Source organism: Paraburkholderia sp. BL9I2N2, assembly GCF_004339745.1.
Taxonomy (GTDB): Bacteria; Pseudomonadota; Gammaproteobacteria; order Burkholderiales; family Burkholderiaceae; genus Paraburkholderia.
On the sequence record NZ_SMGP01000001.1, the window covers coordinates 2947596 to 2973755 of the forward strand.

Annotated in this window: 24 protein-coding genes and 1 tRNA gene; 3 read left to right on the forward strand and 22 right to left on the reverse strand. The window is 61.9% G+C overall.

Annotated elements, in window-relative coordinates:
* Position 1: 1 nt before the first annotated feature.
* The 19 genes from nuoL to B0G74_RS13670 all read right to left on the reverse strand — a co-directional run bounded on the left by nuoL (position 2) and on the right by B0G74_RS13670 (position 19224).
* On the reverse strand, positions 2–2089 hold the full coding sequence (nuoL, locus tag B0G74_RS13580; protein ID WP_132375251.1) for an NADH-quinone oxidoreductase subunit L: 2088 nt from the start codon (positions 2087–2089) through the stop codon (positions 2–4).
* A 17-nt stretch (positions 2090–2106) separates the two neighbouring features.
* Positions 2107–2412, reverse strand: a complete 306-nt coding sequence (gene nuoK, locus B0G74_RS13585) for an NADH-quinone oxidoreductase subunit NuoK (RefSeq protein WP_006052894.1) — start codon at positions 2410–2412, stop codon at positions 2107–2109.
* A gap of 20 nt (positions 2413–2432) precedes the next feature.
* Positions 2433–3122 (reverse strand): NADH-quinone oxidoreductase subunit J, encoded by a 690-nt coding sequence (locus tag B0G74_RS13590; RefSeq protein WP_028196947.1) that lies wholly within the window; start codon positions 3120–3122, stop codon positions 2433–2435.
* Between the two features lie 168 nt (positions 3123–3290).
* On the reverse strand, positions 3291–3779 hold the full coding sequence (nuoI, locus tag B0G74_RS13595) for an NADH-quinone oxidoreductase subunit NuoI (protein WP_012432383.1): 489 nt from the start codon (positions 3777–3779) through the stop codon (positions 3291–3293).
* 15 nt (positions 3780–3794) lie between these two features.
* Positions 3795–4859 (reverse strand): NADH-quinone oxidoreductase subunit NuoH, encoded by a 1065-nt coding sequence (gene nuoH, locus B0G74_RS13600; protein ID WP_106280370.1) that lies wholly within the window; start codon positions 4857–4859, stop codon positions 3795–3797.
* The gene (gene nuoG / locus B0G74_RS13605; protein ID WP_132375252.1) at positions 4860–7193 is read right to left on the reverse strand and encodes an NADH-quinone oxidoreductase subunit NuoG; all 2334 of its coding nucleotides are present in this window, start codon (positions 7191–7193) and stop codon (positions 4860–4862) included.
* A gap of 123 nt (positions 7194–7316) precedes the next feature.
* Entirely contained in the window at positions 7317–8645 is a 1329-nt protein-coding gene (nuoF, locus tag B0G74_RS13610) for an NADH-quinone oxidoreductase subunit NuoF (RefSeq protein ID WP_132375253.1), read from the reverse strand.
* Positions 8642–9127, reverse strand: a complete 486-nt coding sequence (gene nuoE / locus B0G74_RS13615; RefSeq protein ID WP_106280364.1) for an NADH-quinone oxidoreductase subunit NuoE — start codon at positions 9125–9127, stop codon at positions 8642–8644. The genes nuoF and nuoE overlap by 4 nt, the downstream gene beginning before the upstream one ends.
* Positions 9128–9258: 131 nt before the next feature.
* Positions 9259–10512, reverse strand: a complete 1254-nt coding sequence (locus B0G74_RS13620) for an NADH-quinone oxidoreductase subunit D (RefSeq protein WP_132375254.1) — start codon at positions 10510–10512, stop codon at positions 9259–9261.
* 9 nt (positions 10513–10521) lie between these two features.
* The gene (locus B0G74_RS13625; RefSeq protein WP_132375255.1) at positions 10522–11124 is read right to left on the reverse strand and encodes an NADH-quinone oxidoreductase subunit C; all 603 of its coding nucleotides are present in this window, start codon (positions 11122–11124) and stop codon (positions 10522–10524) included.
* Between the two features lie 21 nt (positions 11125–11145).
* Positions 11146–11625 carry an NADH-quinone oxidoreductase subunit B gene (locus B0G74_RS13630; RefSeq protein ID WP_006052903.1) on the reverse strand — a complete coding sequence of 160 codons (480 nt, stop codon included), beginning with the start codon at positions 11623–11625 and terminating at the stop codon, positions 11146–11148.
* Between the two features lie 63 nt (positions 11626–11688).
* Entirely contained in the window at positions 11689–12048 is a 360-nt protein-coding gene (locus tag B0G74_RS13635; protein ID WP_013339872.1) for an NADH-quinone oxidoreductase subunit A, read from the reverse strand.
* A 162-nt stretch (positions 12049–12210) separates the two neighbouring features.
* Positions 12211–12295, reverse strand: a tRNA-Leu gene (locus B0G74_RS13640).
* Between the two features lie 113 nt (positions 12296–12408).
* Complete coding sequence (secG, locus tag B0G74_RS13645; RefSeq protein ID WP_095419939.1) at positions 12409–12786, reverse strand: preprotein translocase subunit SecG; 378 nt, start codon at positions 12784–12786, stop codon at positions 12409–12411.
* Between the two features lie 82 nt (positions 12787–12868).
* The gene (gene tpiA, locus B0G74_RS13650; protein WP_106306759.1) at positions 12869–13648 is read right to left on the reverse strand and encodes a triose-phosphate isomerase; all 780 of its coding nucleotides are present in this window, start codon (positions 13646–13648) and stop codon (positions 12869–12871) included.
* Between the two features lie 121 nt (positions 13649–13769).
* Complete coding sequence (locus tag B0G74_RS13655) at positions 13770–14786, reverse strand: NAD(P)H-quinone oxidoreductase (protein ID WP_132375256.1); 1017 nt, start codon at positions 14784–14786, stop codon at positions 13770–13772.
* A gap of 151 nt (positions 14787–14937) precedes the next feature.
* Complete coding sequence (gene pnp / locus B0G74_RS13660) at positions 14938–17094, reverse strand: polyribonucleotide nucleotidyltransferase (protein WP_207915644.1); 2157 nt, start codon at positions 17092–17094, stop codon at positions 14938–14940.
* A 345-nt stretch (positions 17095–17439) separates the two neighbouring features.
* The gene (rpsO, locus tag B0G74_RS13665) at positions 17440–17712 is read right to left on the reverse strand and encodes a 30S ribosomal protein S15 (protein WP_011487489.1); all 273 of its coding nucleotides are present in this window, start codon (positions 17710–17712) and stop codon (positions 17440–17442) included.
* Between the two features lie 186 nt (positions 17713–17898).
* Positions 17899–19224 carry a branched-chain amino acid ABC transporter substrate-binding protein gene (locus B0G74_RS13670; RefSeq protein WP_132375257.1) on the reverse strand — a complete coding sequence of 442 codons (1326 nt, stop codon included), beginning with the start codon at positions 19222–19224 and terminating at the stop codon, positions 17899–17901.
* 184 nt (positions 19225–19408) lie between these two features.
* Between B0G74_RS13670 and B0G74_RS13675 the strand changes: the two genes are divergently transcribed.
* The 3 genes from B0G74_RS13675 to B0G74_RS13685 all read left to right on the forward strand — a co-directional run bounded on the left by B0G74_RS13675 (position 19409) and on the right by B0G74_RS13685 (position 22492).
* A complete protein-coding gene (locus B0G74_RS13675; RefSeq protein ID WP_132375258.1) occupies positions 19409–19960 on the forward strand; it encodes a hypothetical protein in 552 nt (183 codons plus the stop codon).
* A 225-nt stretch (positions 19961–20185) separates the two neighbouring features.
* Positions 20186–20824, forward strand: coding sequence for a carbonic anhydrase (locus tag B0G74_RS13680; RefSeq protein ID WP_132375259.1), 639 nt, complete (start codon positions 20186–20188; stop codon positions 20822–20824).
* Between the two features lie 87 nt (positions 20825–20911).
* The gene (locus tag B0G74_RS13685) at positions 20912–22492 is read left to right on the forward strand and encodes a SulP family inorganic anion transporter (protein ID WP_132375260.1); all 1581 of its coding nucleotides are present in this window, start codon (positions 20912–20914) and stop codon (positions 22490–22492) included.
* A gap of 110 nt (positions 22493–22602) precedes the next feature.
* On the opposite strand, the gene B0G74_RS13690 is transcribed toward B0G74_RS13685, so the two are convergent.
* The 3 genes from B0G74_RS13690 to B0G74_RS13700 all read right to left on the reverse strand — a co-directional run bounded on the left by B0G74_RS13690 (position 22603) and on the right by B0G74_RS13700 (position 26071).
* The gene (locus B0G74_RS13690) at positions 22603–24150 is read right to left on the reverse strand and encodes a 2-isopropylmalate synthase (RefSeq protein ID WP_132375261.1); all 1548 of its coding nucleotides are present in this window, start codon (positions 24148–24150) and stop codon (positions 22603–22605) included.
* A gap of 391 nt (positions 24151–24541) precedes the next feature.
* Entirely contained in the window at positions 24542–25408 is an 867-nt protein-coding gene (gene pssA, locus B0G74_RS13695; RefSeq protein ID WP_132375262.1) for a CDP-diacylglycerol--serine O-phosphatidyltransferase, read from the reverse strand.
* 24 nt (positions 25409–25432) lie between these two features.
* Positions 25433–26071 carry a phosphatidylserine decarboxylase gene (locus B0G74_RS13700; protein WP_132375263.1) on the reverse strand — a complete coding sequence of 213 codons (639 nt, stop codon included), beginning with the start codon at positions 26069–26071 and terminating at the stop codon, positions 25433–25435.
* Positions 26072–26160: the final 89 nt, after the last annotated feature.

Sequence of the window (26160 nt, forward strand, 5' to 3'; positions counted from 1 at the left end):
CTTATTTGCCGCCGAGCGTTACAAACAGGGTCAGGAGCCCCAACATGCCGACAATCATGGCAAACGCGTAGTGGTAGATGTAGCCGGATTGGAGGAAGCGGATCACGCCGGCGAACCAGCCGATAAAGCGTGCGCTGCCGTTGACGATGCCGTCGATCACCACGACGTCGCCTTCCTTCCAGAGACCACGGCCAATTGCCACGGCGCCCCGCGCAAACACGACTTCGTTGATCTTGTCCATGTAGTACTTGTTATCGAGCAGCGTGTAGATCGGACCGAACGCGCGCTTGATGACAGCGGGCAGATCCGGACGAACCAGATACAGGAACCACGCGACCACCACACCCGCGAGCGCCAGCCAGACCGGCAGACCCGCGACCGAGTGCAGACCCATCGCCGCCCAGCCCTGAAACTCTTCGGCCATCTCATGCAGCGCCGGATGGTTTTCGCCGATGAAGATCACCTTGTCGAACGCCACGCCGTGCTGGAAGAAGTCGCCGAACAGCATCGGGCCGATGGCGATCGCACCGATCACCACCGAGGGGATCGCCAGCAGCACCAGCGGCAGCCACACCACCCACGGCGTTTCGTGCGGTTCGTGAGCGTGGTCGTCGTGACCATGGCCGTGGCCATGTGAATCGTGACCATGCGAATCGTGGCCGTGCGCGTCATGTGCATGCGCTGCGGCTTCGATGCCCATCGGCGATTCCGGATGCTTCGGATCGCGGAAGCGCTCCTTGCCGTGGAACACCATGAAGTACATACGGAACGAATACAGCGCGGTCACGAAGACGCTCGCCACCACGGCGAAGTACGCGAAGCCCGAGCCCGGCAGATGCGACAGCTTCACTGCGTCGATGATCGAGTCTTTCGAGTAGAAGCCCGAGAAGAACGGCGTACCGATCAGCGCCAGCGAACCGACCAGCGACGTGATCCACGTAATCGGCATGTACTTGCGCAGGCCGCCCATGTTGCGCATGTCCTGATCGTGGTGCATGCCGATGATCACCGAACCCGCGCCGAGGAACAGCAGCGCCTTGAAGAACGCGTGCGTCATCAGGTGGAAGATGGCAACCGGGTATGCCGACACGCCCAGTGCAACCGTCATGTAACCGAGCTGCGACAACGTCGAGTAAGCCACCACGCGTTTGATGTCGTTCTGGACGATCCCGAGAAAGCCCATGAACAACGCTGTAATCGCACCAATTACGGTAATGAACGACAGCGCGCTATCCGACAATTCGAACAGCGGCGACATGCGCGCGACCATGAAGATACCGGCCGTCACCATGGTTGCCGCGTGAATCAGCGCGGAGATCGGCGTCGGGCCTTCCATCGAATCCGGCAGCCAGACGTGCAGAGGGAACTGCGCCGACTTACCCATCGCGCCGATGAAGAGGCAGATGCAGGCGACCGTCAGCAGACCCCAGTCCGTGCCCGGAAAGCTCAACGCCGCGAGTTCGGTGCGCTTCGCGAAAACGTCGCCGTAGTTCATCGAACCGGCGAAAGCGAACAGCAGGCCGATGCCGAGCAGGAACCCGAAGTCGCCGATGCGGTTCACGATGAACGCCTTCATGTTCGCGTAGATCGCGCTCTCACGCGTGAAGTAGAAGCCGATCAGCAGGTACGACACCAGACCCACCGCTTCCCAGCCGAAGAACAGCTGCAGGAAGTTGTTGCTCATCACGAGCATCAGCATCGAGAACGTGAACAGCGCGATGTACGAGAAGAAGCGCTGGTAGCCATCGTCGTCGGCCATGTAGCCGATCGTGTAGATGTGCACCATGAGCGACACGAAGGTCACCACGCACATCATCATCGCCGTCAGCGAGTCGACCAGGAAGCCGATCTCGAACTTCGTCTTGCCGATCGACATCCATTCGTAGACGGTCGCGTTGAAGCTCGCGCCGTCCATCACCTGGAAGTAGACGATTGACGAGAGGATGAACGCGATCGCGACGCCGAGGATCGTAACCGTGTGTGCACCGGCTCGCCCTACCGCTTTCCCGAACAGCCCCGCAATCAGGGAGCCAGCCAGCGGTGCCAGCGGGATCGCCAGCAGCAGGTTTTCATTGAGTGTCGTTGACATAACCGCTTTACCTGAAATTAACCTTTGAGCTGATCGAGGTCCTCGACATTGATCGTGTCGAGGCTACGGAACAGGGTCACCAGAATTGCGAGTCCGATCGCCGCTTCGGCTGCCGCAACCGTCAGCACGAAGAAGACGAAGATCTGACCATGCACGTCCCCGAGGTAATGCGAGAACGCGACGAAATTGGTGTTCACCGCCAGCAGCATCAGTTCGATCGCCATCAGGATGATGATGACGTTGCGACGGTTCAGGAAAATGCCGACGATGCTGATCGCAAACAGGATCGCGCCGAGGACAAGGTAATGGGCAAGGGTCAACATGATTTCTATCTCCTGTCCGCTCAGCTGTTCTTAGCCGGTGCCGAGTCGGCCGCTGCTGCTGCCGCTGCTGCGGCTTCTTCCGCCGCGACGGTTGCCGCGGTCTTTTCCGACGCCATCTTCACGACGCGCACACGGTCTTGGGCACGCACCTTGACCTGCTCGCTGACGTTCTGACGTTTGCTGTCTTTCTTGTGGCTCGTGGTCAGCGCAATCGCCGCGATGATCGCCACCAGCAGCACCAGACCGGCCACTTCGAACGCAAAGATGTAGTCGGTGTAGATGACCTTGCCGATCAGGCGCGTATTCGACCAGTCGCCCATGCCGTTCGCGGCGGCGGTGGTGTCGCGCAGCGCCGTGGCGGTCGCGCCGTAACCGTGCCAGAGAATCAGTGCGGTTTCGATCACGATGATCGCGCCCACCAACGTGGCCATTGGCACGAAGCGTTTGAAGTCTTTGCGCAGCACGTCGATGTTGATGTCCAGCATCATCACGACGAACAGGAACAGCACCATCACCGCGCCGACGTAGACCAGCACCAGCAGGATCGCAAGGAACTCGGCCTGCAGCAGCATCCAGATCGCGGCTGCGTTGAAGAACGCCAGCACCAGAAACAGTGCGGACGACACCGGGTTGCGCGAGGTGATCACCTTCAGCCCTGAAACCACCAGGAGCAGCGCGAAGATGTAGAACAGTACGGTCGTGAATTCCATGATTACCGGTTCATCGTTAGGCCATCGTCAGGCATTGTTCTTTGGCACTTGTGGCTGGCATAACGCCAGAACAGCCGCACAGGTGCGCCGTGCCGCGGCGTTCAGGCCGCGGCGCCCGGCCCGACAACAGGCCGTGATTGCTGCATTTACTGCTTTAACTGAAGCGCTTCAACGATACGGTGCGTCGGCTGCCTTGTTCGCGGCGATCTCCGCTTCATAGCGATCGCCCACGGCCAGCAGCATGTCTTTCGTGAAGTACAGGTCGCCACGCTTCTCGCCGTGATACTCGAGAATGTGCGTTTCGACGATCGAATCGACCGGGCAGCTCTCTTCGCAGAAACCGCAGAAGATGCACTTGGTCAGGTCGATGTCATAGCGCGTCGTGCGGCGGGTGTTGTCCGCGCGCGTTTCCGACTCGATGGTGATGGCGAGCGCCGGGCACACTGCTTCGCACAGCTTGCAGGCGATGCAGCGCTCTTCGCCGTTTTCATAGCGGCGCAGCGCGTGCAGCCCGCGGAAACGCGGCGAGATCGGGGTCTTCTCTTCCGGGAATTGCACGGTCACCTTGCGCTGGAACGTATAACGTCCGGTCAGCGCGAGGCCTTTGAGCAGTTCCGTGAGGAAGAAGGTCTTGAAAAAGTTTTGGATTGCGGTCATGGGTTCATCCGCCCTTTATTTCCAGATGTTCAACGGCGACATGATCCAGAAGCCGACCACCACCAGCCACACCACGCAGACCGGAATGAAGATCTTCCAGCCCAGACGCATGATCTGGTCATAGCGATAGCGCGGGAATGTGGCACGCGCCCAGATGAACACCGACAACAGGAAGAAAACCTTGGCGACGAGCCATACGATGCCCGGGACGAACGACAGGAAGCCGAACGGTGCGCTCCAGCCGCCGAGGAACAGTGTTGCAGCCAATGCCGAGATCACGATCATGTTGATGTACTCGGCAAGGAAGAACAGCGCGAACGCCATACCCGAGTAATCGATCATGTGGCCCGCGACGATTTCCGACTCCCCTTCCACCACGTCGAACGGGTGACGGTTCGTTTCGGCGATGCCCGAGATGAAGTACACGACGAACATCGGCAGCAGCGGAAGCCAGTTCCACGACAGGAAGTTCAAGCCGTACGACGCGAAGATGCCATGTTCCTGCGAAGCGACGATGCCCGACAGATTCAGCGTGCCAGCGGTCATCAGCACGACCACGAGCGCGAAGCCCATCGAGATTTCGTACGAGACCATCTGCGCCGCGGCGCGCATCGCGCCGAGGAACGCGTACTTCGAGTTCGACGCCCAACCCGCCAGAATCACGCCGTACACGCCGATCGAGGAGATCGCCATCGCGTACAGCAGACCCGCGTTGATGTCGCCGAGCACAGCGCCCGCCTGGAACGGAATCACCGCCCAGACCGCGAAGGCCGGCACCACCACCATGATCGGCGCGATCAGGTAGATCCAGCGGCTCGCCTGCGCCGGCTGAATCACTTCTTTCAGCAACAGCTTCAGCACGTCGGCGATCGGCTGCAAGAGACCTGCGGGGCCGACGCGGTTCGGGCCGAGACGCACGTGCATCCAGCCGATCAGCTTACGCTCCCACAGAATCAGGTAAGCCACGCACAGCAGGATCACGACGGCCACCACCAGGATGCGCACCAGTGCCCACACCGTGGGCCATGCCACACCGAGAAGCTGGGTGCCGCCCGAGTTGATCGTATCGAACAAGCTCATTTACGCCTTCTCCACCACCAGTTCACCGAACAGGCTGCCCAGCGCTGCACCGGCAGGCGTAGCCGCCGATACGCGGACGACCGTCTCCGCAAGATTTGCGTCGCGCACGGCCGGCAACTGCACCGATTGCTCGCCCTGGCGCACGCGCACCGCGTCGCCTTCCTTCAAACCCAGTTTGTCGAACAGCCCAGCCGGCAGACCGACCGAGTTCGCTGCACGTGCCGCTGCGGTCAGATGCAACGACTCAGCGCGACGCACCAGCGCGTCGGCGTGGTAGATCGGCACGTTCGCAATACGCTCGAATTTGCCTTCCGACGCTTTCGCCGCATTGCCGCGCGCAACCGCGACGCCCGTCTTGTTCGACAGACGCGACGTCAGTTCGCCGTCGCCGAGGGCAGCCGTGCGCACTTCTTCCGAGGTGTCGAATTCGAAACCGGGCACGCCCAGCAGGCTACCCAGCACACGCAATACCTTCCATGCCGGACGCGTATCGCCGAGCGGACGCACGACGCCGTTGAACGTCTGCACCGTGCCTTCGGCGTTGACGAATGTGCCGGCAGTTTCCGTGTACGGAGCGATCGGCAGCAGCACGTCGGCGTATTCCGCGCCGGTCTGGAACGGCGACATCACGACGACCATTTCAGCCTGCTTCAACGCGGCCAAAGCCTGCGCCGGATTGGCCGTGTCGAACTCCGGTTCGACGTTCAGCAGCACATAACCCTTGCGCGGTTGCTCGAACACTTCGCGAGCGTTCAGACCGCCCTCGCCCGGCAACGCGTTCACGAGATGCGCGCCGACCGTGTTGGCCGCTTCCGTGAGGAAGCCCAGCGTCGCGCCGGTCGCGTCCGCGATCCATTGCGCCGCGGCGTGAATGACCGCGAAATCCGGATGACGGACCGCGCTGTTGCCCAGCAACACGAGGCGGCGTTCGCCCGTGGCAAGCGACTTCGCGACTCGCTTGTTGGCGTCCGTCGGCTGCGTGCCGGCGAAAGCTTCCGGCAGTGCCACGCCGTTGGCTTCCGACACTGCGCCGGCGATGCCAGCCAGCGCTTCCAGCCATGCCGACGGCGCTGCTACAACGCGCTCCGCTTGCGGGATCAGCGCGTCGTCGCTGGTGGACTGCACGAGCGTGAGCTTCGCGCCGCCCTTCGCAGCCTGACGCAGACGCGCGGCGAACAACGGATGATCGCGGCGCAGATCCGAGCCGATCACGAGTGCGGCGTCGACGTTCGACAGATCGGCGATAGCGGCGCCGAGCCACGGCGTACCGTTGACCGGTGCGGAGAAATCCGACTGACGCAGACGGAAGTCGACGTTGGGCGTGCCGACCGCTTGCGCCAGTTGCTTCAACAGGAACAGTTCTTCAACCGTGCTGTGGGCGCTGCCGAGTGCGGCCAGCGCGTTCGCGCCGTGGTCGCCCTTGATGCCCTTCAAACCCTTCACCACATATTCGAGCGCGGTTTGCCAGTCGGTCTCGACCCACTTGCCGCCTTGCTTGAGCATCGGCTGAGTCAGGCGCTCGGGGCTGTTCAAGCCTTCGTACGAGAAGCGGTCCTTGTCCGAAATCCAGCATTCGTTGATGGATTCGTTTTCGAACGGCAGAACGCGCATCACGCGATTGTTCTTCACCTGCACCACGAGGTTCGCGCCGACGGAATCGTGCGGGCTCACCGACTTGCGGCGCGACAATTCCCACGTACGGGCGCTGTAGCGGAACGGCTTGCTGGTCAGTGCGCCGACCGGGCACAGATCGATCATGTTGCCCGACAGCTCCGAATCCACCGTCTTGCCGACGAACGACGTGATTTCCGAATGCTCGCCGCGGCCCAGCATGCCGAGCTCCATCACGCCGGCCACTTCCTGGCCGAAGCGGACGCAACGCGTGCAGTGGATGCAACGCGACATTTCTTCCATGGAGATCAGCGGGCCGACGTTCTTGTGGAACACCACGCGCTTTTCTTCGCTGTAGCGCGATGCCGACTTGCCGTAACCCACGGCCAGATCCTGCAACTGGCACTCGCCGCCCTGATCGCAGATCGGGCAATCCAGCGGGTGGTTGATCAGCAGGAATTCCATCACGGCTTGCTGGCCCTTCACCGCCTTGTCCGACTTGGTGCGCACGATCATGCCGGCCGATACCGGCGTGGCGCATGCGGGCACCGCCTTCGGCATCTTTTCGACATCGACCAGACACATCCGGCAGTTGGCCGCAATCGACAGCTTCTTGTGATAGCAGAAGTGAGGAATGTATGTGTCGACCTTATGCGCAGCCTGGATCACCATGCTGCCTTCGGGCACCTCGACTTTCTTGCCGTCTATTTCAAGTTCAACCATGATGGTCAATCTTCCTTAACCTGTTACCGCTCAATCGTTCGCCTGTTCAGCGCCTGTTTCAGGCGATGAACCCCGCGGATGGCATGTTCTTCTGCGTGCTTATCTGCTTGTTTATCCGCAGACTCAAGCCGCTACGGTTTCCGACGCCGCTGCTGCGCCGGCATGACCGCCGACGAGGCAATGCTTGTGGGCGACGTGGTATTCGAATTCGTCCCAGTAGTGCTTGAGCATGCCGCGAACCGGCATGGCCGCTGCATCGCCGAGCGCGCAAATCGTGCGGCCCATGATGTTTTCAGCGACCGAGTTCAGCAGATCCAGATCTTCCGGACGGCCGAGCCCATGCTCGATACGATGCACGACGCGGTACAGCCAGCCCGTGCCTTCGCGGCAAGGCGTGCATTGACCACACGATTCTTCGTAATAGAAATACGACAGACGCAACAACGAGCGCACCATGCAGCGCGTCTCGTCCATGACGATGACCGCGCCCGAACCGAGCATCGAGCCAGCCTTGGCGATCGAGTCATAGTCCATGTCGGTCTGCATCATGATGTCGCCCGGAATCACCGGTGCCGACGAGCCGCCGGGAATCACGGCCTTGATCTTCTTGCCGCCGCGCATGCCGCCGGCGAGTTCCATCAACGTGGCGAATGGCGTGCCGAGCGGAACTTCATAATTGCCCGGACGCTCGACGTCGCCTGCGACGGAGAAAATCTTCGTGCCGCCGTTATTCGGCTTGCCGATCTCGAGGTAATTCTGCGGACCGATCGCAAGCAGGAACGGCACTGCGGCGAACGTCTCGGTGTTGTTGATCGTGGTCGGCTTGCCATACACGCCGAAGCTCGCCGGGAACGGCGGCTTGAAGCGCGGCTGGCCTTTCTTGCCTTCCAGCGATTCGAGCAGCGCGGTTTCTTCGCCGCAGATATAGGCACCGTAACCGTGGTGCGCATGCAGTTCGAATGAGAAGCCCGAGCCCATGATATTTTCGCCGAGGAACCCGGCGCGGCGAGCTTCGTCCAACGCTTGTTCAAAGCGTTTGTAGACTTCCCAGATTTCGCCGTGGATATAGTTGTAGCCAACCGTGATGCCCATCGCGTACGCGCCGATGGCCATGCCTTCGATCAGCGAATGCGGATTGAAGCGCAGGATGTCGCGGTCTTTGAACGTGCCCGGTTCGCCTTCGTCCGAATTGCAGACGAGGTACTTCTGGCCGGGGAACTGACGCGGCATGAAGCTCCACTTCAGGCCGGTCGGGAAGCCCGCACCGCCACGGCCACGCAGACCCGACGCCTTGACGTCGGCGATCACCTGCTCGGGCGGAATCTTCTCTTCCAGAATACGGCGCAGCTGGGCGTAACCGCCGCGCGCCACATAGTCTTCGAGATGCCAGTTGTCGCCGTTCAGGCCGGCGAGAATCAGCGGTTTGATGTGACGATCGTGTAAAGACGTCATTTCGAAAGTTCCTCGAGCAGCTGGTCGATCTTCGCGCGGCTCATGAAGCTGCACATGCGATGGTTGTTCACCAGCATCACCGGCGCGTCGCCGCACGAACCCATGCACTCACCTTCTTTCAGGGTGAATTTGCCGTCGGGCGTGGTTTCGCCGAAGTCGATGCCGAGCTTCTGCTTCAGATATTCAGCGGCGCTGTCCGAGCCGCCGTCCGGGCCGAGCTGGCACGGCAGGTTGGTGCAGAGCGTGATCTTGTACTTGCCGACCGGCGAGGTCTCGTACATCGTGTAGAAGGTAGCCACCTCCTGCACGGCGACTGCCGGCATGCCGAGATAGTCCGCGACGAACTGCATGAGTTCGGGCGTCAGCCAGCCATGCTCTTCCTGAGCAGTAGCCAACGCCGACATCACGGCGGACTGTTTCTGATCGGCGGGATACTTCGCGATCGCGCGATCGATTTCTTTCAGGCCTTCAGCTGAGATCATTTTCAGACACGACTCTTTCAATTCCTACCGAACGAAAACCTGTCGCGCGCTGCATGATGCGACAGACCCGGCGTTCCTTTGCTTGACGCGCGCTTCGATGCAATCTGAAGGCGCGCTCTGATGAATACGTCCTAGCGATCCACTTCGCCGAACACGATGTCCTGCGTGCCGATGATCGTCACGGCGTCGGCGATCATGTGACCGCGCGCCATTTCATCGAGCGTGGACAGGTGTGCGTAGCCCGGTGCGCGGATCTTCAGGCGATACGGCTTGTTGGCGCCGTCCGAAATCAGATAGATGCCGAACTCGCCCTTCGGATGCTCGACCGCGGCATACGCCTCGCCTTCCGGCACGTGGAAGCCTTCCGTGAAGAGCTTGAAGTGGTGAATCAGCTCTTCCATGTTCGACTTCATGCCCACGCGCGACGGCGGCGCAACCTTGTGATTGTCGACCATCACAGGGCCGGGATTCTTGCGCAGCCACTCAATGCACTGTTTCACGATCCGTGTGGACTGGCGCATTTCTTCGACACGCACCAGATAGCGGTCATAGCAATCGCCATTCACGCCGACCGGAATGTCGAAATCGAGCTTGTCGTAGACTTCGTACGGCTGCTTCTTGCGCAGATCCCATTCGATGCCCGAGCCACGCAGCATCGCGCCGGTCATGCCGAGATTCAGCGCACGTTCCGGGCTGACCACACCGATACCGACCAGACGTTGCTTCCAGATCCGGTTGTCGGTGAGCAGCGTTTCGTATTCGTCGACGCACTTCGGGAAACGCGTGAAGAAATCGTCGATGAAGTCGAGCAACGAGCCCTGGCGGTTCTCGTTCATCCTCGACAATGCCTTCGCATTGCGAATTTTCGACGCCTTGTATTGCGGCATTGCGTCAGGCAGATCGCGATAGACGCCGCCCGGACGATAGTAAGCCGCGTGCATCCGTGCGCCGGACACCGCTTCGTACACGTCCATCAAATCTTCGCGTTCACGGAACGCGTACAGAAACACCGCCATGGCGCCGACGTCGAGCGCGTGCGCGCCGATCCACATCAGGTGGTTCAGCACACGCGTGACTTCGTCGAACATTACGCGAATGTATTGCGCGCGTACCGGCACCTCGATGCCGAGCAGCTTTTCGATCGCCATCACGTAGCCGTGCTCGTTGACCATCATCGACACGTAGTCGAGACGGTCCATGTACGGCACCGACTGGATGAATGTTTTGGTTTCGGCGAGCTTTTCAGTCGCACGATGCAGCAGGCCGATGTGCGGATCGGCGCGCTGGATGACTTCGCCGTCGAGTTCGAGCACGAGGCGCAGCACACCGTGCGCTGCCGGGTGCTGAGGGCCGAAGTTGAGCGTGTAGTTCTTGATCTCTGCCATGGCGTTCTCTTAGTGTTTCAGACCGCCATAGCGATCTTCGCGGATCACGCGCGGCGTAATTTCCCGCGGCTCGATCGTCACAGGCTGATAGACGACGCGCTTCTCTTCCGGGTCGTAACGCATTTCGACGTAGCCGGAGACAGGGAAATCTTTACGGAACGGGTGACCAATGAAACCGTAGTCGGTCAGGATGCGGCGCAGGTCCGGGTGGCCTTCGAAGACGATGCCGTACAGGTCGAATGCTTCGCGCTCGTACCAGTTGACCGAATTCCAGATTTCGACCACAGACGGCAGGATCGGCACTTCGTCGTCCGGTGCGAACACGCGCAGACGCAGACGCCAGTTGTTCTGCACCGACAACAAATGCAGAACGGCCGCGAAACGCGGACCGTCGTAAGCGCCGTCGGCGTAGGTCTGATAGTCGACGCCGCACAGATCCACGCATTGCTCGAAACCGAGCGAGCGGTCGTCGCGCAAACGGGTTGCCACGTTGAGGTAGTCGCCAGCCTTCACGACGATCGTCAACTCACCGATTGCTTCGGTGATGTTCAGCAGGAGGCCGCCAAAGGCCGCCTCGAGGTTCGCTTTCAGGGTCTCGAGTTTGCTTGCCATATTGTGGGGGAGGCGTTGGCCTTATTGACGGGCGATTGTGTTGGTGCGGCGAATCTTGGCCTGTAACTGGATCACGCCGTACACCAGCGCTTCCGCCGTGGGCGGACAACCCGGCACATAGACGTCGACCGGCACGATCCGGTCACAGCCGCGCACCACTGAATACGAGTAGTGGTAATAGCCGCCGCCGTTCGCGCACGAGCCCATCGAAATCACCCAGCGCGGCTCGGCCATCTGGTCGTAGACCTTGCGCAGAGCCGGCGCCATCTTGTTGCACAGCGTACCGGCGACGATCATCACGTCCGACTGACGCGGACTCGGACGAAACACCACGCCAAAACGGTCGAGGTCGTAACGGGCAGCGCCCGCATGCATCATCTCGACCGCGCAGCACGCAAGACCGAACGTCATCGGCCACAGCGAGCCGGTGCGCGTCCAGTTGATCAGTTTGTCAGCCGTGGTGGTGACAAACCCTTCCTTCAAGACCCCTTCGATACTCATTTGCTTTCCACTCCAGACGGGGCGGCAAGCCTTGGCCACCCACGCAAACCGGCGATTAATCCATCATTCCCAGTCGAGGCCGCCCTTCTTCCAGATATAGGCGAAGCCCAGCAGGAATTCGAGCAGGAAAATCATCATTGCCATGAAGCCCGGCCAGCCGATGTCGCGCAGAGCAACGCCCCACGGGAACAGGAACGCGGTTTCAAGGTCGAAAATGATGAAGAGAATGGCGACGAGGTAATAGCGCACGTCGAACTTCATGCGCGCATCTTCGAATGCTTCGAAGCCGCACTCGTACGGTGCGTTTTTCTCGGTATCGGGCTTGTTGGGACCGAGGATCTTGCCGATACTGACCAGTGCTACGCCTAAACCGGTGCCCACAACGAGGAACAACAAGACGGGGAAATAGGCTGCGAGGTTCAAGACTATCCTCAATCGGTTGGTTCTGAGTGCCGTCAGGAGCATAGCACTCCTGACGCGAAATCACTTCCGAAACGCACATGCCGCAAGCCCAACGCAAGCCGCACGTCAGAAGTGAAAATGCCAGCCGAAGCGAAGCAAGCGGCTGGCATTTAGATAACATTTTGGTGCCGACGGCGAGACTCGAACTCGCACAGCTTTCGCCACTACCCCCTCAAGATAGCGTGTCTACCAATTTCACCACGTCGGCACTGCATGCAATCCGGGAAAACAACTTATAAAACCCGCGAATCGCTTCAAGACTTAGATTGTAACTGGTCTAAACAGATTGTTCAACGCACAAAAGCACGTTTGAACGAAAATTTATTTCGGCACGTCGGTCGCCGGGACGGACGCAGCCGATGCCGGCAAAACAGCCGAGCCACCTGCCGGCGCCGAGGCAGCCGAAGCCGCGACCGGCGCAGTCACAGCCGCGCCCAGCACGCCTGCAGAAGGTTTCGCACGATACGCGCCGAGGTAAGTGAGCGTCAGCGTGGTGACAAAAAATACCGCTGCGAGCACCGCCGTCGTACGCGACAAAAAGTTTGCCGAACCAGTCGCGCCGAACAGGCTTCCCGACGCACCGCTACCGAAAGCCGCGCCCATATCGGCGCCTTTGCCGTGCTGCAGCAAGACGAGGCCGATAACCCCGAGTGCCGACAACAGCTGAACGACGATAATCAATGTTTTCAAATACAGCATCACACTCACCTGAGTCTTTATTTAACCGCGCCACGCACTGCGTGTTGCACGGGATGGGGTCATCCTCGCCAAGGCGCCCTGCTTAACCGGCGACGCTCGTTGCGGCCGCCGCCTTGCAGATCGCCAGGAAATCCTGGTCTTTCAACGACGCGCCGCCGATCAGGCCGCCGTCGATATCCGGCTGGCGGAACAATTCTTCCGCGTTTTCCGGTTTCACACTGCCGCCGTACAACAGCGGCACATCCGCCACCGCCGCACCCTTTGCCGCCAGACGCGCACGCAGGAACGCATGGACTGCCTGCGCCTGCTCCGAGCTTGCGCTCTTGCCGGTGCCGATCGCCCAAACCGGCTCATACGCGACGACAAGCCGCGCCGCCTCTTGCACCGACAACTTGGCCAGCACTTCGTCCAGTTGCGTGCCGACCACCTGCTCGGTCGAACCGGCTTCGCGCTCTTCAAGCGTTTCGCCGACACAGACGATCGGCGTCAGGCCTGCTTCCAGCGCGCGCTGCGTTTTCACCGCGACCAGTTCAGCACTTTCGCGATGATAGGCACGGCGTTCCGAGTGTCCGACGATCGCGAGCGTGGCGCCGAAATCCACCACCATCGGCGCGGCCACTTCGCCGGTATAGGCGCCATGCGTGAACGCTGACACGTCCTGCACGCCCCACACGACCCGGCTGCCTTCCAGCAACGATTGAGACTGCGCGAGGTACGGACTCGGCACGCAGACGCCGACGCGCACGTCGGCCGGCAATTCGCCCGCGCCTTGCGCCACGGCTTGCAACAGCGTGGCATTCTCGGCGAGGCGCCCGTGCATCTTCCAGTTACCGACTACCAGTTTGGCTCGTTGTTTCGACATCGTCTCGTCTTGTCTTGGCGGCGGACTTTGTTTGCGCTTACAGTCCGCCTTTCGGTTTCATGCGGCGTGCGCAAAACGCGCAATTTTACTGCGTGGGGTGGATCGGGTCAAACCGACCGTGTCAAGCGTCCTGACCCCAAGACAGTACGATCTTGCCGACATGCGTGCTGCTCTCCATCAGCGCGTGCGCGTCGGCAGCCTGCGCGGCCGGGAACACGCGATGCACCACCGGCTTGATGCGGCCGTCTTCGAGATGCGGCCAGACATGCTCTTTCAACTGCGCGGCAATCTTCGCCTTGAATTCGATCGGCCTCGGACGCAGTGTCGAACCGGTCAGCGTCAAACGGCGGCGCAGCACCTCGTTCAGATTGAGCTCCGCTTTCGCGCCACCCAGCAACGCGATCAGCACGATGCGGCCACCATCTGCCAACGCCGTCAGCTCGCGCGACACATAACTGCCCGCCACCATGTCGAGCACCACGTCGACGCCGCGATCGTTGGTCAGCGACTTGATCACTTCGACGAAATCCTCAGTCTTGTAGTTGATCGCCCGCTCCGCGCCCAACGCTTCACAGGCGCGGCACTTCTCGTCCGAGCCAGCGGTCGCGAACACGCGAAAGCCGAGCGCATGCGCAATCTGGATCGCCGTCACGCCGATGCCGCTGGAACCGCCCTGCACCAGCAGCGTTTCGTTCGGCGCGCCTTCGCCCTTGCCGAGTTGCGCACGGTCGAACACATTGCTCCACACCGTGAAGAACGTTTCCGGCAGCGAAGCCGCTTCGACATCCGACAAACCGGCCGGCACCGGCAGGCACTGCAGCAGCGGCGCGACCGCGTATTCCGCGTAGCCGCCGCCGGCCAGCAACGCGCACACGCGATCGCCTACCTTCAGACCGAACGGGTTGTTCTTCTCGTCGATCGACCCTTCGACGATTTCACCCGCCACTTCCAGCCCCGGCAGATCCGACGCGCCCGGCGGCGGCGCATAGCCGCCCTTGCGCTGGAACACGTCCGGACGGTTGATGCCGGATGCGGCCACCTTGATCAGCACCTCGCCTGCTTTTGGCTGCGGCGTGGGCCGCTCAGCCAGCTTCAGGACGTCCGGCGCTCCGAATTCGGTGATTTCGATCGCTTTCATCTGCGTCAACTCCAAGATTGGATTGCGTTGCATGCCGGAATGAACAAATAGAGTACCCGTTTCTGTCCACCTGCAACGCAATCCACCCTGCACCCTTCATAAAAAACGGCCGGCGCGCATTCACGCTGCCGGCCGTTGTGCCGCTACCGCATTACTGCGGCGTCGGTTCGCCTTGCGGCGCGCCGCTTGCGCCATTCGCGCCTTCATTCAGCAACGCCTTGGCCGACAAACGCACGCGGCCCTTTTCGTCCGTCTGGATGACCTTGACCTTCACTTGCTGGCCATCCTTCAGGTAGTCGTTGATGTCCTTGATACGCTCGTTGGCGATTTCGGAGATGTGCAGCAGACCATCCTTGCCCGGCAGGATGTTCACGATCGCGCCGAAATCGAGCAGCTTGAGCACGGTGCCTTCGTACACCTGGCCCACTTCGACTTCCAGCGTGATGTTCTCGATACGCTTCTTCGCTTCGGCCATCCCTTCGCTGCTCGTGCTGGCGATGGTGACGACGCCGTCGTCGGAAATATCGATCGTCGTGCCGGTTTCTTCGGTCAGCGCGCGGATCACCGAACCACCCTTGCCGATCACGTCGCGAATCTTTTCCGGATTGATCTTGATGGTGATCATGCGCGGTGCGTAGTCCGACAGCACCGTGTTCGCGCCCGACACCGCCGAGGTCATCTTGCCGAGGATGTGCATACGGCCTTCCTTCGCTTGCGCGAGGGCGACCTGCATGATTTCCTTGGTAATGCCCTGGATCTTGATGTCCATCTGCAGCGCGGTCACGCCTTGTTCCGTGCCCGCCACCTTGAAGTCCATGTCGCCGAGGTGATCTTCGTCGCCGAGGATGTCGGTCAGCACGGCGAACTTATTGCCTTCCAGGATCAGGCCCATGGCGATGCCGGCGACGTGCGCCTTCATCGGCACGCCGGCGTCCATCAGCGCGAGGCAGCCGCCGCACACCGAAGCCATCGACGAGGAACCGTTCGATTCCGTGATTTCCGACACGACGCGAATCGAGTAGCCGAATTCGTCGGCGCTCGGCAGGCAGGCAGCCAGCGCGCGCTTGGCGAGACGGCCGTGACCGATTTCACGGCGCTTCGGCGAACCGACGCGGCCCGTTTCGCCGGTCGCGAACGGAGGCATGTTGTAGTGGAGCATGAAGCGTTCGCGGTACTCGCCTTCGAGCGCGTCGATGTTCTGCTCGTCGCCCTTCGTGCCCAGCGTGGCCACCACCAGCGCTTGCGTTTCGCCGCGCGTGAACAGTGCCGAACCGTGGGTACGCGGCAGCACGCCGGTACGGATTTCGATCGGACGCACGGTGCGCGTGTCGCGGCCGTCGATACGCGGTTCGCCGTTCAGGATCTGCGTACGGACGATCTTCGCTTCGATGTCGAACAGCACGTTGCCGACGGTTGCCTTGTCGGCCGCCACCGTGCCGCCTGCTGCGGCGTCTTCTTCCAGCTTCGCCGACGTGGCTGCGTAGACTTCCTTCAGCTTGGTCGAACGGGCTTGCTTGTCGCGCAGTTGGTAAGCCGCGAGCAGGTCGGCTTGCGCCAGTTCCGTCACGCGTGCGATCAGCGGCTCGTTCTTCGCCGCCGGTTGCCAATCCCATTCCGGCTTGCCGCCTTCGCGGACCAGTTCGTGGATTGCGTCGATCGCGATCTGCATTTGTTCGTGGCCGAACACGACGCCGCCGAGCATCACTTCTTCGCTCAGTTGCTGCGCTTCCGATTCCACCATCAGCACCGCGCGTTCCGTACCGGCGACGATCAGGTCGAGCGCCGATTCCTTCATTTGCGGACGCGTCGGGTTCAACACGTATTCGTTGTTGATGTAGGCCACGCGTGCTGCGCCGACCGGGCCGTTGAACGGCAGACCCGACACGGCGAGCGCCGCCGACGCGCCGATCAGCGCGGGGATGTCAGCGGGGATTTCGGGGTTCAGCGACAGGACGTGGATCACAACCTGGACTTCGTTGTAGAAGCCTTCCGGGAACAGCGGGCGCAGCGGACGATCGATCAGGCGCGAGATCAGCGTTTCGCCTTCCGACGGACGGCCTTCGCGGCGGAAGAAGCCACCCGGGATCTTGCCGGCGGCGTAAGTCTTTTCGAGGTAGTCGACGGTCAGCGGGAAAAAGTCCTGACCCGGCTTGGCCGTCTTGGCGCCGACCACGGTGGCCAGCACCACGGTATCTTCGACGTCGACGATTACGGCACCGCTCGCCTGGCGAGCGATTTCGCCGGTCTCGAGGCGAACCTTATGTTGTCCCCACTGAAATTCTTTGACGATCTTATTGAACATAGTCATTGCTTTTCCTCTTCGTAATGCCGCGCGGACCAGAAGCGGCGCGGCAACGCCAGGACCGGCGCCGCATGGGAAGAGTAGTGTTATGCCATTCCAGAGAACCACGCCCTACGTCGAGTACGCGCGCGAACCGCTGGAATGACACAAAGCTCCGCCCCTGAAGCCCGGCCATGAATCTCTTCTTTACTGCTTGCTCTACTGCTTGATTACTGCTGCCTGCTCCCGCCGCATGAACCGGCACGCCACTGCGGAGAACAGCCGGCGCGCATCACATGAAGCGCACCGTGCAAAAACAAAATGCCTGTATCAGTGGAACTGACACAGGCATCTTGCTGAACGACTGGCCGATTACTTACGCAGACCCAGCTTTTCGATCAGTGCGCGGTAACGATCCGCGTCCTTACCCTTCAGGTAGTCGAGCAGCTTACGACGGCGGCTCACCATGCGCAGCAGACCGCGGCGGCTGTGGTGATCTTTCGTGTGTGCCTTGAAGTGAACGGTCAGTTCGTTGATGCGGGTCGTGAGCAGCGCGACCTGAACTTCGGGGGAGCCGGTGTCGTTAGCGGCGCGTGCGAATTGCGCAACGACTTCGGACTTCTTGCTTGTTTCAACTGCGGACATGTCGATTTCCTTAAGAACTAGACAGGCGGTCACGGAAGAAAGGCCGTGCCGTGGGTTACCCGTGTGCTTTAAATATTGCTGACAGGCCTTGGACAAAGGCTTGCCTCACAACGGGACGCGTATTGTAGCACAGCCCAATCCGGCCGCGAACCCCGCTGTGCCGGGCGATGGCGCGCCTCACCTCGATCACGGCCGCTTCATCCTGCAGACGGTCGGCAGGACGGTGCGCTCGGGCGGCAGCGCCAGCACCGTGCGAAAACCGTAGCCGGAGCCTTCGTTATCGAAATGCACGCCCGGCGTACCGGCTTTGTCCATCTCCATCACGTAAAGGGGCTGGATCAGTTGATGATCGTCGGCGCGCATCCACGAGGCGTGAAAGCCGTTGTCGAACTTGATTCCCTCGAGGGCTTTCGCCACCGCCATCGGATCGGCGCTGCCGGCGCGCGTCATTGCCGCAGCCAGAGTTTCGATCATCAGCGGCATGCGCAGCACCGGGTAGTCGTCCTGCGCGGCCGGAAAGCGCGCCCGGAAGGCCCCGTACCAGGCGTCGGACGCCGCGCCGCCGGCGTTCGGATGCCAGTCTGCCACCGCGACCACGTGACCGACGCCGGCGTCGCCCAAAGCGGCGGGCGCGCCGAGGCTGTTGCCGTAGAACGTGTAGAACTTCGTGTCCAGCCCCTGCTCGCGCGCGGCCTTGACGAGCAGCGTCAGGTCGTTGCCCCAGTTGCCGGTGATCACGGCGTCCGCCCCGCTTGCGCGAATCTTCGCGATGTACGGCGCGAAGTCCTTCACGCGGCCGATTGGATGAAATTCGTCGCCGACCACCGCGATGTCCGGACGCTTCGTCGTCAGCGTCGAACGCGCGAGGCTGCTGACGTCGTGTCCGAAGCTGTAATCCTGGTTCAGCAGATAGACCTTCTTCACCGCCTTGTGGCGCTGGATCACGTCGGCCAGCGCGTCCATGCGCATGCCCGCGTGCGCGTCGAAGCGGAAATGCCAGAAGCTGCAGTTGGCGTTGGTCAGCGACGGGTCGTCGGCGGAATAGTTGAGGAACAGTTCGCGGTTGCCCGGTTCGCGGCTGTTCTGCTTGTCGATCGCGCCGATCAGCGCGGCGGCGACCGCCGAGCTGTTGCCCTGCATGATGTAGCCGATATGACGGTCGGCGGCCGCGCGCAATTGCGTGAGCGCCTCTTCGGTGCCGCCCTTGCTGTCGAGCACGACCAGCTCGAACGGATGCGCGCCGTCGGCGAGCTTCACGCCGCCGTGCGCATTCACCTGCTCGACGCCAAAGCGCAGGTTGCGCTCCACCGCCGCGCCCGCGTTGGCGAACGGGCCGGACATGCCTTCGATCAGCGCCAGCTGGATCGGCGCGCCGGTGGGTTTGCTCGCCGGCTTTGTTCCAAGGCCGGCCGCGGGATTGGCTGCCGGCTCGCTCGCCGCATACGCCATCGCCGCCATCGACATCGCCGCCAGCACCGCTGCCGCCGTCCGTTGCCACTTCGCCATCGTCATCACCCCGCCTGATTGGTGAAAGCGCGGATCATATGGTGTTCAGCACGGAATAAGCAAGCCGGCGCAAGCGTTATCGTATTGCCCGGCCGGCTCTTCATGAAGCGCAAATCTTTTGCCGCAGCGCGTGTCAAAATAATGCGTCTCGATGATAAAAACCGCTACTCAAACGCCATCGGAGGAATTCATGTTCAACCGCCATCACACCACGGCGGCCTCGATCGGAGCGCCGGCCGCGGGGCGCTTGCGCCGCGCGGCGCTCGTCTGCCTGAGCGCGCTGGCGCTTGCCGGCTGCGTGCAGCCGTGGCAGCAATACACCCAAGGCGCGGACGAATCGACCATCGTCGCGCGCCTCGGCCCGCCGCGCGAAAGCTATGACCTGCCGAACGGCGGCAAGCGGCTGATGTGGCCGACCCAGCCGATGGGCGAAACCACCACCGCGGCCGACATCGACGCATCCGGCAAGATCGTCAACGTGCGCCAGGTGCTGCAGCCCAACGAGTTCTACCGCGCCGAAATCGGCAAATGGACCAAGAGCGACGTGCTGGTGAACTTCGGCCGCCCGGTCGAAACGTCGTACTTCCCGTTGATGAAGCGCGAAGTCTGGACCTACCGTTATCTGGAAGACAACGTCTGGTACATGATGTACAGCTTTTATTTCGATGAGCAGGGCATCGTGCGCCTGACGCAGAAAACGCCCGATCCGTTGCACGATCCGGATCGCCGCAGCCTGTTCTGAGCGCCGCCTGATCCGATTCGCATGCATCTACGAAGCCGCCTTCCCGGGCGGCTTTTTTTTATTTATTACGCATGGCGGCGAATTTTATTTCGCGCACAGCGGATTTATTTTTTGATAGAAAGGCTTTCGTAAGCATTGATTCGGTGCTGGCCTCTCATGAGGCCGCACGAGCGCAGCCGTGAATTCGGCGCCGGATGAATGCGCCCCACTACGGAGCCGCTATCGATGAATCGTCCCAAACGCCTGCTGGTCGCCAACGTCGCCTGGGCGCATGAAACCGCCGTGCGCAACCCCGAGTTTTTCCGCGATCTGGTGCGCGGCCAGAATCCCCACGTCCTGTGGATCGGCTGCTCGGACAGCCGTGTGCCCGCCGAGACCATTACGCATTGCGAACCGGGCGACCTGTTCGTCCACCGCAACATCGCCAACCTCTTTCAGCCCGACGACGACAATTCGGCGAGTGTCCTCGAATATGCGGTGAAGGTGCTGAAGGTCGGCCACGTGATCGTCTGCGGCCATTACGGATGCGGCGGCGTGCGCGCCGCGCTGCTGCCGCCCGAGCCGAGCCTGCCGCATGTGAATCGGCGGATCGCGCCGCTTTGCACGCTCGCCAAGGCGCATCGCGAAGAACTGCAGGACCACGAAAGCGAACGTGAGCGTGTCAACCGCCTCGCCGAGCTGAACGTGCTCGAACAGGTGCGTGGGTTGCGCGCGCACCCCGTCGTGCGGGAGGCCGATACGGCGCCACTCGTACACGGCTGGATCTTCGCGCTCGAAGACGGGCGCATCAAGGTCCTCACGTCCGGCTACGAAGCCGACGACGCGATGACCTGCACGACCGCCGCCCACAGCGCCGCCGCTTGACGCGACACCCACGCGGCACTGCATGCGAATCCGATCCGGTTCAGCTTTCGCCGCATACCAGGCCCCACTCCTCACTGCACCGACACCATGAACCTTCGAGCTTTCTTCTCCACGTTTCAGCGCGACCTGCTTGCGGGCACGGTCGTTTTTCTAGTGGCCCTGCCGCTTTGTCTGGGTATCGCTAACGCATCGGGCGTCGAACCATTTGCCGGGCTTGTCTCGGGCATCGTCGGCGGGCTGGTGGTGGCCGTGCTGAGCGGCTCGCGCTTGAGCGTGAGCGGGCCGGCGGCGGGCCTCGTCGTGATCGTCGTCGATGGGATCGCGCAGCTTGGCAGCTTCTCCGCGTTCCTGCTGGCCGTGCTGCTGTCCGGCGCGATCCAGTTCGGTTTCGGCATGCTCAAAGCCGGCCGTTTTGCAGCCTATGTGCCGTCGCCGGTGATCAAGGGCATGCTCGCGGCCATCGGCGTGCTGCTGATCGTCAAGCAGTTTCCGCTCGCGCTCGGACTGTCCGGCGTGCATGCGGCGTCGGGTACGCAAGCTGCCTCGCTGGCGCCCGGAGCGGTTGCCACGCCGTTCGGCTCGATTTCGCTTGCAGCCTGCGTGATCACCCTGCTGTCGCTGGCGATTCTGATCGGCTGGGAGACGCGCGCATTTCGGCGCTTCGCATTGGTGCGCCGCGTACCGGCGCCGCTCGCCGTCGTTCTGCTGGGGATCGGCGCGACGTTGCTGCTCAGCGTGCTGGCGCCGTCGCTCGCGCCGCCCGCCGAACATCGGGTCGCCCTGCCGCCGCTGGAATCGTTCGCGGCCTTGCAACTCGCGTTGGAATGGGCCGACTTCGGGCCGCACTTCGCGCAGCTCGTCAATCCCGATGTCTGGCGCGTCGCCATCACGCTGGCGATCGTTGCGAGCCTGGAAACGCTGCTGAGCCTCGAAGCCGTCGAGCAGATCGATCCCGAACGACGCGCCGCGCCGCCGGATCGCGAGTTGAAGGCGCAAGGCGTGGGCAACCTGATTGCCGGCGCGATCGGCGGCTTGCCGATCACGTCGGTGATCGTGCGCAGTTCGGCCAATGTGCATGCGGGCGCGCAAAGCCGGCTCTCGGCGTTCATTCACGGCGTGCTGTTGCTCGTCAGCGTGTTTGCACTCACTAGCGTCATCAACCTGATTCCGCTGGCCTGTCTGGCGGCGATCCTGATCTTCACGGGGTTGAAGCTCGCCAAGCCGTCGCTATTCGTCGCCGTCGCGAAACAGGGCTTTGCACCGTTCGCGCCGTTTATCGTCACGCTGGTCGGCGTGCTCGCGACCGACCTGCTGATCGGCATCGTGCTCGGCATTCTGTGCAGCGTGCTGCTCGCGTTGTACGCGAATCTGCGCAGCCCGATCGTGCTCGCGCAACACGGCGATCACTATCTGCTGTCGTTTCGCAAGGACGTGTCGTTTCTCGGCAAGGTGGCGCTCAAGCACTACCTGCAGCAGGTTCCTGACGGCGCCACCTTGATCGTCGATGCGACGCGCGCCGATTTCGTCGACCACGACGTGCGCGAACTGCTCGACACATTCGTGGCCGACGCGCCACGCCGCGGCATCGCCGTTGAAGTGCGGCATCAGGTGCAGGCACAGGCACGCGCTTCACGCGGCTGGTCGATGCGACGGACGGCGACGGAGTAACGCCGCTCGCAATGAAAAAGCCCCGTGCCAATCAAGGCACGGGGCTCTCCCGGCTCGTACGAGAACGATGACCACGCCGTCGCACCGTCAGCGCGCTGCTACCACACCGCTTACTCCGAACGTTGCGGATTCAATTTGTCCGCGTTCGAGTACAGCTTGTTGAGCGCCGAGATATACGCCTTCGCCGAAGCCGCGACGATATCCGGATCAGTGCCCACGCCGTTGACGATGCGCCCGCTCTTCGACAGACGCACGGTCACTTCGCCTTGCGCCTGCGTGCCGGTGGTGATCGCATTCACCGAGTAAAGCAGCAGTTCCGAGCCGCTGCCCACTTCCGTTTCGATCGCGTTCAGCGTGGCGTCGACCGGGCCATTGCCGCGCGCTTCGCCGGTCACTTCCTTGCCTTCCACCGAGAACACGATTTTCGCGTGCGGCTGCTCGCCGGTTTCCGAATGTTGCGACAGCGACAGGAACTTATAGTGCTCCCTCTCCTGCGCCTCGGCGGATTCTTCCGTGACGATCGCGATGATGTCTTCGTCGAAGATTTCCGACTTGCGGTCGGCCAGTTCCTTGAAGCGCGCAAACGCCGTGTTCAACTCGCCTTCGCTATCCAGCGCGATACCCAGTTCCTGCAGACGCTGCTTGAACGCGTTACGGCCCGACAGCTTGCCGAGCACGATCTTGTTCGCACTCCAGCCCACGTCTTCGGCGCGCATGATTTCGTAGGTGTCGCGCGCCTTCAGTACGCCGTCCTGATGGATGCCCGAAGCGTGCGCAAACGCGTTTGCCCCGACCACCGCCTTGTTCGGCTGCACGACGAACCCGGTGATCTGCGACACCAGCTTCGAAGCCGGCACGATCTGCGTGGTATCGAGACCGATATCGAGGCCGAAGTAATCCTTGCGGGTCTTCACCGCCATCACGATTTCTTCGAGCGACGTGTTACCCGCGCGCTCGCCGAGGCCGTTGATCGTGCATTCGACCTGACGCGCGCCGCCGATCTGCACGCCGGCCAGCGAATTCGCCACCGCCATGCCGAGGTCGTTATGGCAATGCACCGAGAACACCGCTTTATGCGAGTTCGGAATGCGCTCGCGCAGCGTTTTGACGAGCTGGCCGTACAACTCCGGCACGCCATAACCGACCGTATCCGCGATGTTGATCGTAGTCGCCCCTTCGGCGATCACCGCTTCCAGCACGCGGCACAGAAAGTCCATATCCGAGCGGCTGCCGTCTTCCGGCGAGAACTCGACGTCGTCGGTGAATTTGCGGGCGAAACGCACGGCCAGCTTGGCCTGCTCGAAGACCTGGTCCGGCGTCATGCGCAGCTTCTTTTCCATGTGCAACGGCGAAGTTGCGATGAACGTGTGGATGCGGAAGTGATCGGCGGGTTTGAGCGCGTCGGCCGCGCGCTGAATGTCTTTGTCGTTGGCGCGGGCGAGCGAACAGACCGTGCTGTCCTTGATCAGGCCCGCGATCGTATGGATCGAATCGAAGTCGCCGTTCGAGCTTGCCGCGAAGCCCGCTTCGATCACGTCCACTTTCATCCGCTCGAGTTGCTTGGCGATACGGATTTTCTCTTCTTTCGTCATTGACGCGCCGGGCGATTGCTCGCCGTCTCGCAACGTGGTGTCGAATATGATCAGTTTGTCGGACATGTCGAGTCTCCTGCGGAGTCGTTCAATTGTAGGGATGGGATATTGGAATTCGGCTGTCTGCGCCACCGCTGGCGACACTCGATCACGGAGAAGGCGGACGGAGGGTAAAACGATCAGCGTGACCCGAAGCGTGGCCATCAGCGCGGCGGACGCTCCAGCAAGGGCACGCTCAGCGGCGCGCCGCCTGTCGAGGCTCGTTGCGCGGTTCGACAAGGAACGTGAACGCATTGATCCAACGACTATAGCGACATTCCCGCCGGCGTGCAATTAGCGCCGGACCTGCCTACGGAGCGTTGCGGGGCACCGCCAAACGGGCTCGCCAAACGAAAAACGGCGACCCGGAGGCCGCCGTTTTCCTGTGTCATGCACATCAGCGCACGCGAGCGAACCGTTACCTGTCGCCTGTCACCGAGCGAGCCGGATTCGCCCTGCCCCGCATCGCCTGATAACCCCAGAACACGTAACCGGACAGGCCGTACAGCACGAACAGGCCGAACAGCATCAGCGGCGGGTCGGAGGACACCAGCACGAACGCGACCACTACCAGCAGAATCACGCCGAAGGGCACGCGATGCCGCACGTCGAGCGCCTTGCCGCTATAAAACGGCGCGTTCGACACCATCGTCACGCCGGCGTAGATGGTCAGCACGAAGGCAACCCACGGCAGCCAGACCAGCTTGAGCGGCACGCGGTTGTCGGTGGCGAGCCACACGAAACCGGCGATCAGCGCCGCCGCGGCCGGGCTCGGCATGCCCTGGAAGAAACGCTTGTCGACCACGCCGATGTTCGTGTTGAAGCGCGCGAGACGCAACGCGGCGCCCGAACAGTAGACGAACGCCGCGAGCCAGCCCCAGCGGCCGAGGTCCTTCAGAATCCACTCGTACATCACGAGCGCCGGCGCCACACCGAACGACACCATGTCCGACAGGCTGTCGAACTGCTCGCCGAACGCGCTTTGCGTATGCGTCATGCGGGCGACGCGGCCATCCATGCCGTCGAGCACCATGGCCACGAAGATCGCGATGGCCGCGACCTCGAAGCGCACATTCATGGCCTGCACCACGGCAAAGAAGCCACAGAACAGGGCCGCGGTGGTAAAGGCGTTCGGCAGCAGATAAATGCCGCGCTTTCTCAGGAACTGCTGACGCTGGGCGCGCCGGCTGTCGACCGCCGCCTCCGTCACCATCGGCTTGTTACGGCGGAACGGACGCGGAAGCGGTCCGCTGTTACGGGGTCGACGCGGTTTGAATGCGGCCATTCGGAAAACCTCCTTGGTGCCGCTTTATAGTTCAGCGAGGATCGTGGACGACGCCGAAACCTTCTCGCCGATCGACACACGCGGACGGCTGCCCAGCGGCAGATACACGTCGACGCGCGAACCGAAGCGGATAAATCCGTACCGTTGACCACGGGTGAGCGGCTCACCTGCCCGTACGTAGCAAAGAATGCGCCGCGCGATCAAACCGGCGATCTGCACCGAGGTCACCGTCTGTCCGCCGGCCATTTCGATCACCACCGCATTGCGCTCGTTTTCGGTGGAAGCCTTGTCCACTGCGGCATTGAGATACGCGCCCGGGAAATATTCGACCTTGGAGATTGCGCCATCCACCGGTGAACGTTGCGAGTGGACGTTGAAGACGTTCATGAACACGCTGATCTTCAGCGCTTCACGGTTGGCATACGGATCATGCGCGGTTTCGACCGCGACGATACGGCCGTCGGCCGGGCACAGCACGGCATTCGCCTGCGTGGGGATCGGGCGCGCCGGATCGCGGAAGAACTGCACGACGAAGATCAGGAGGAGCCAGAACAGCCATGAAAAGCCGAACCCCGCGATGAAGTGAACCAGGAGTGCAACGACGGCCGCGATGGCGATGAACGGCCAGCCTTCTCGCGCGATGATCGGATGAGGGTAATTCATGAATGGCTTCTGTGTTTTTGGAGGGTAGCCCCCCTTCCTCGCGGAAGAAGGGCCCCCTAAGAACCGTACGTGCGAGTTTCCCCGCATAC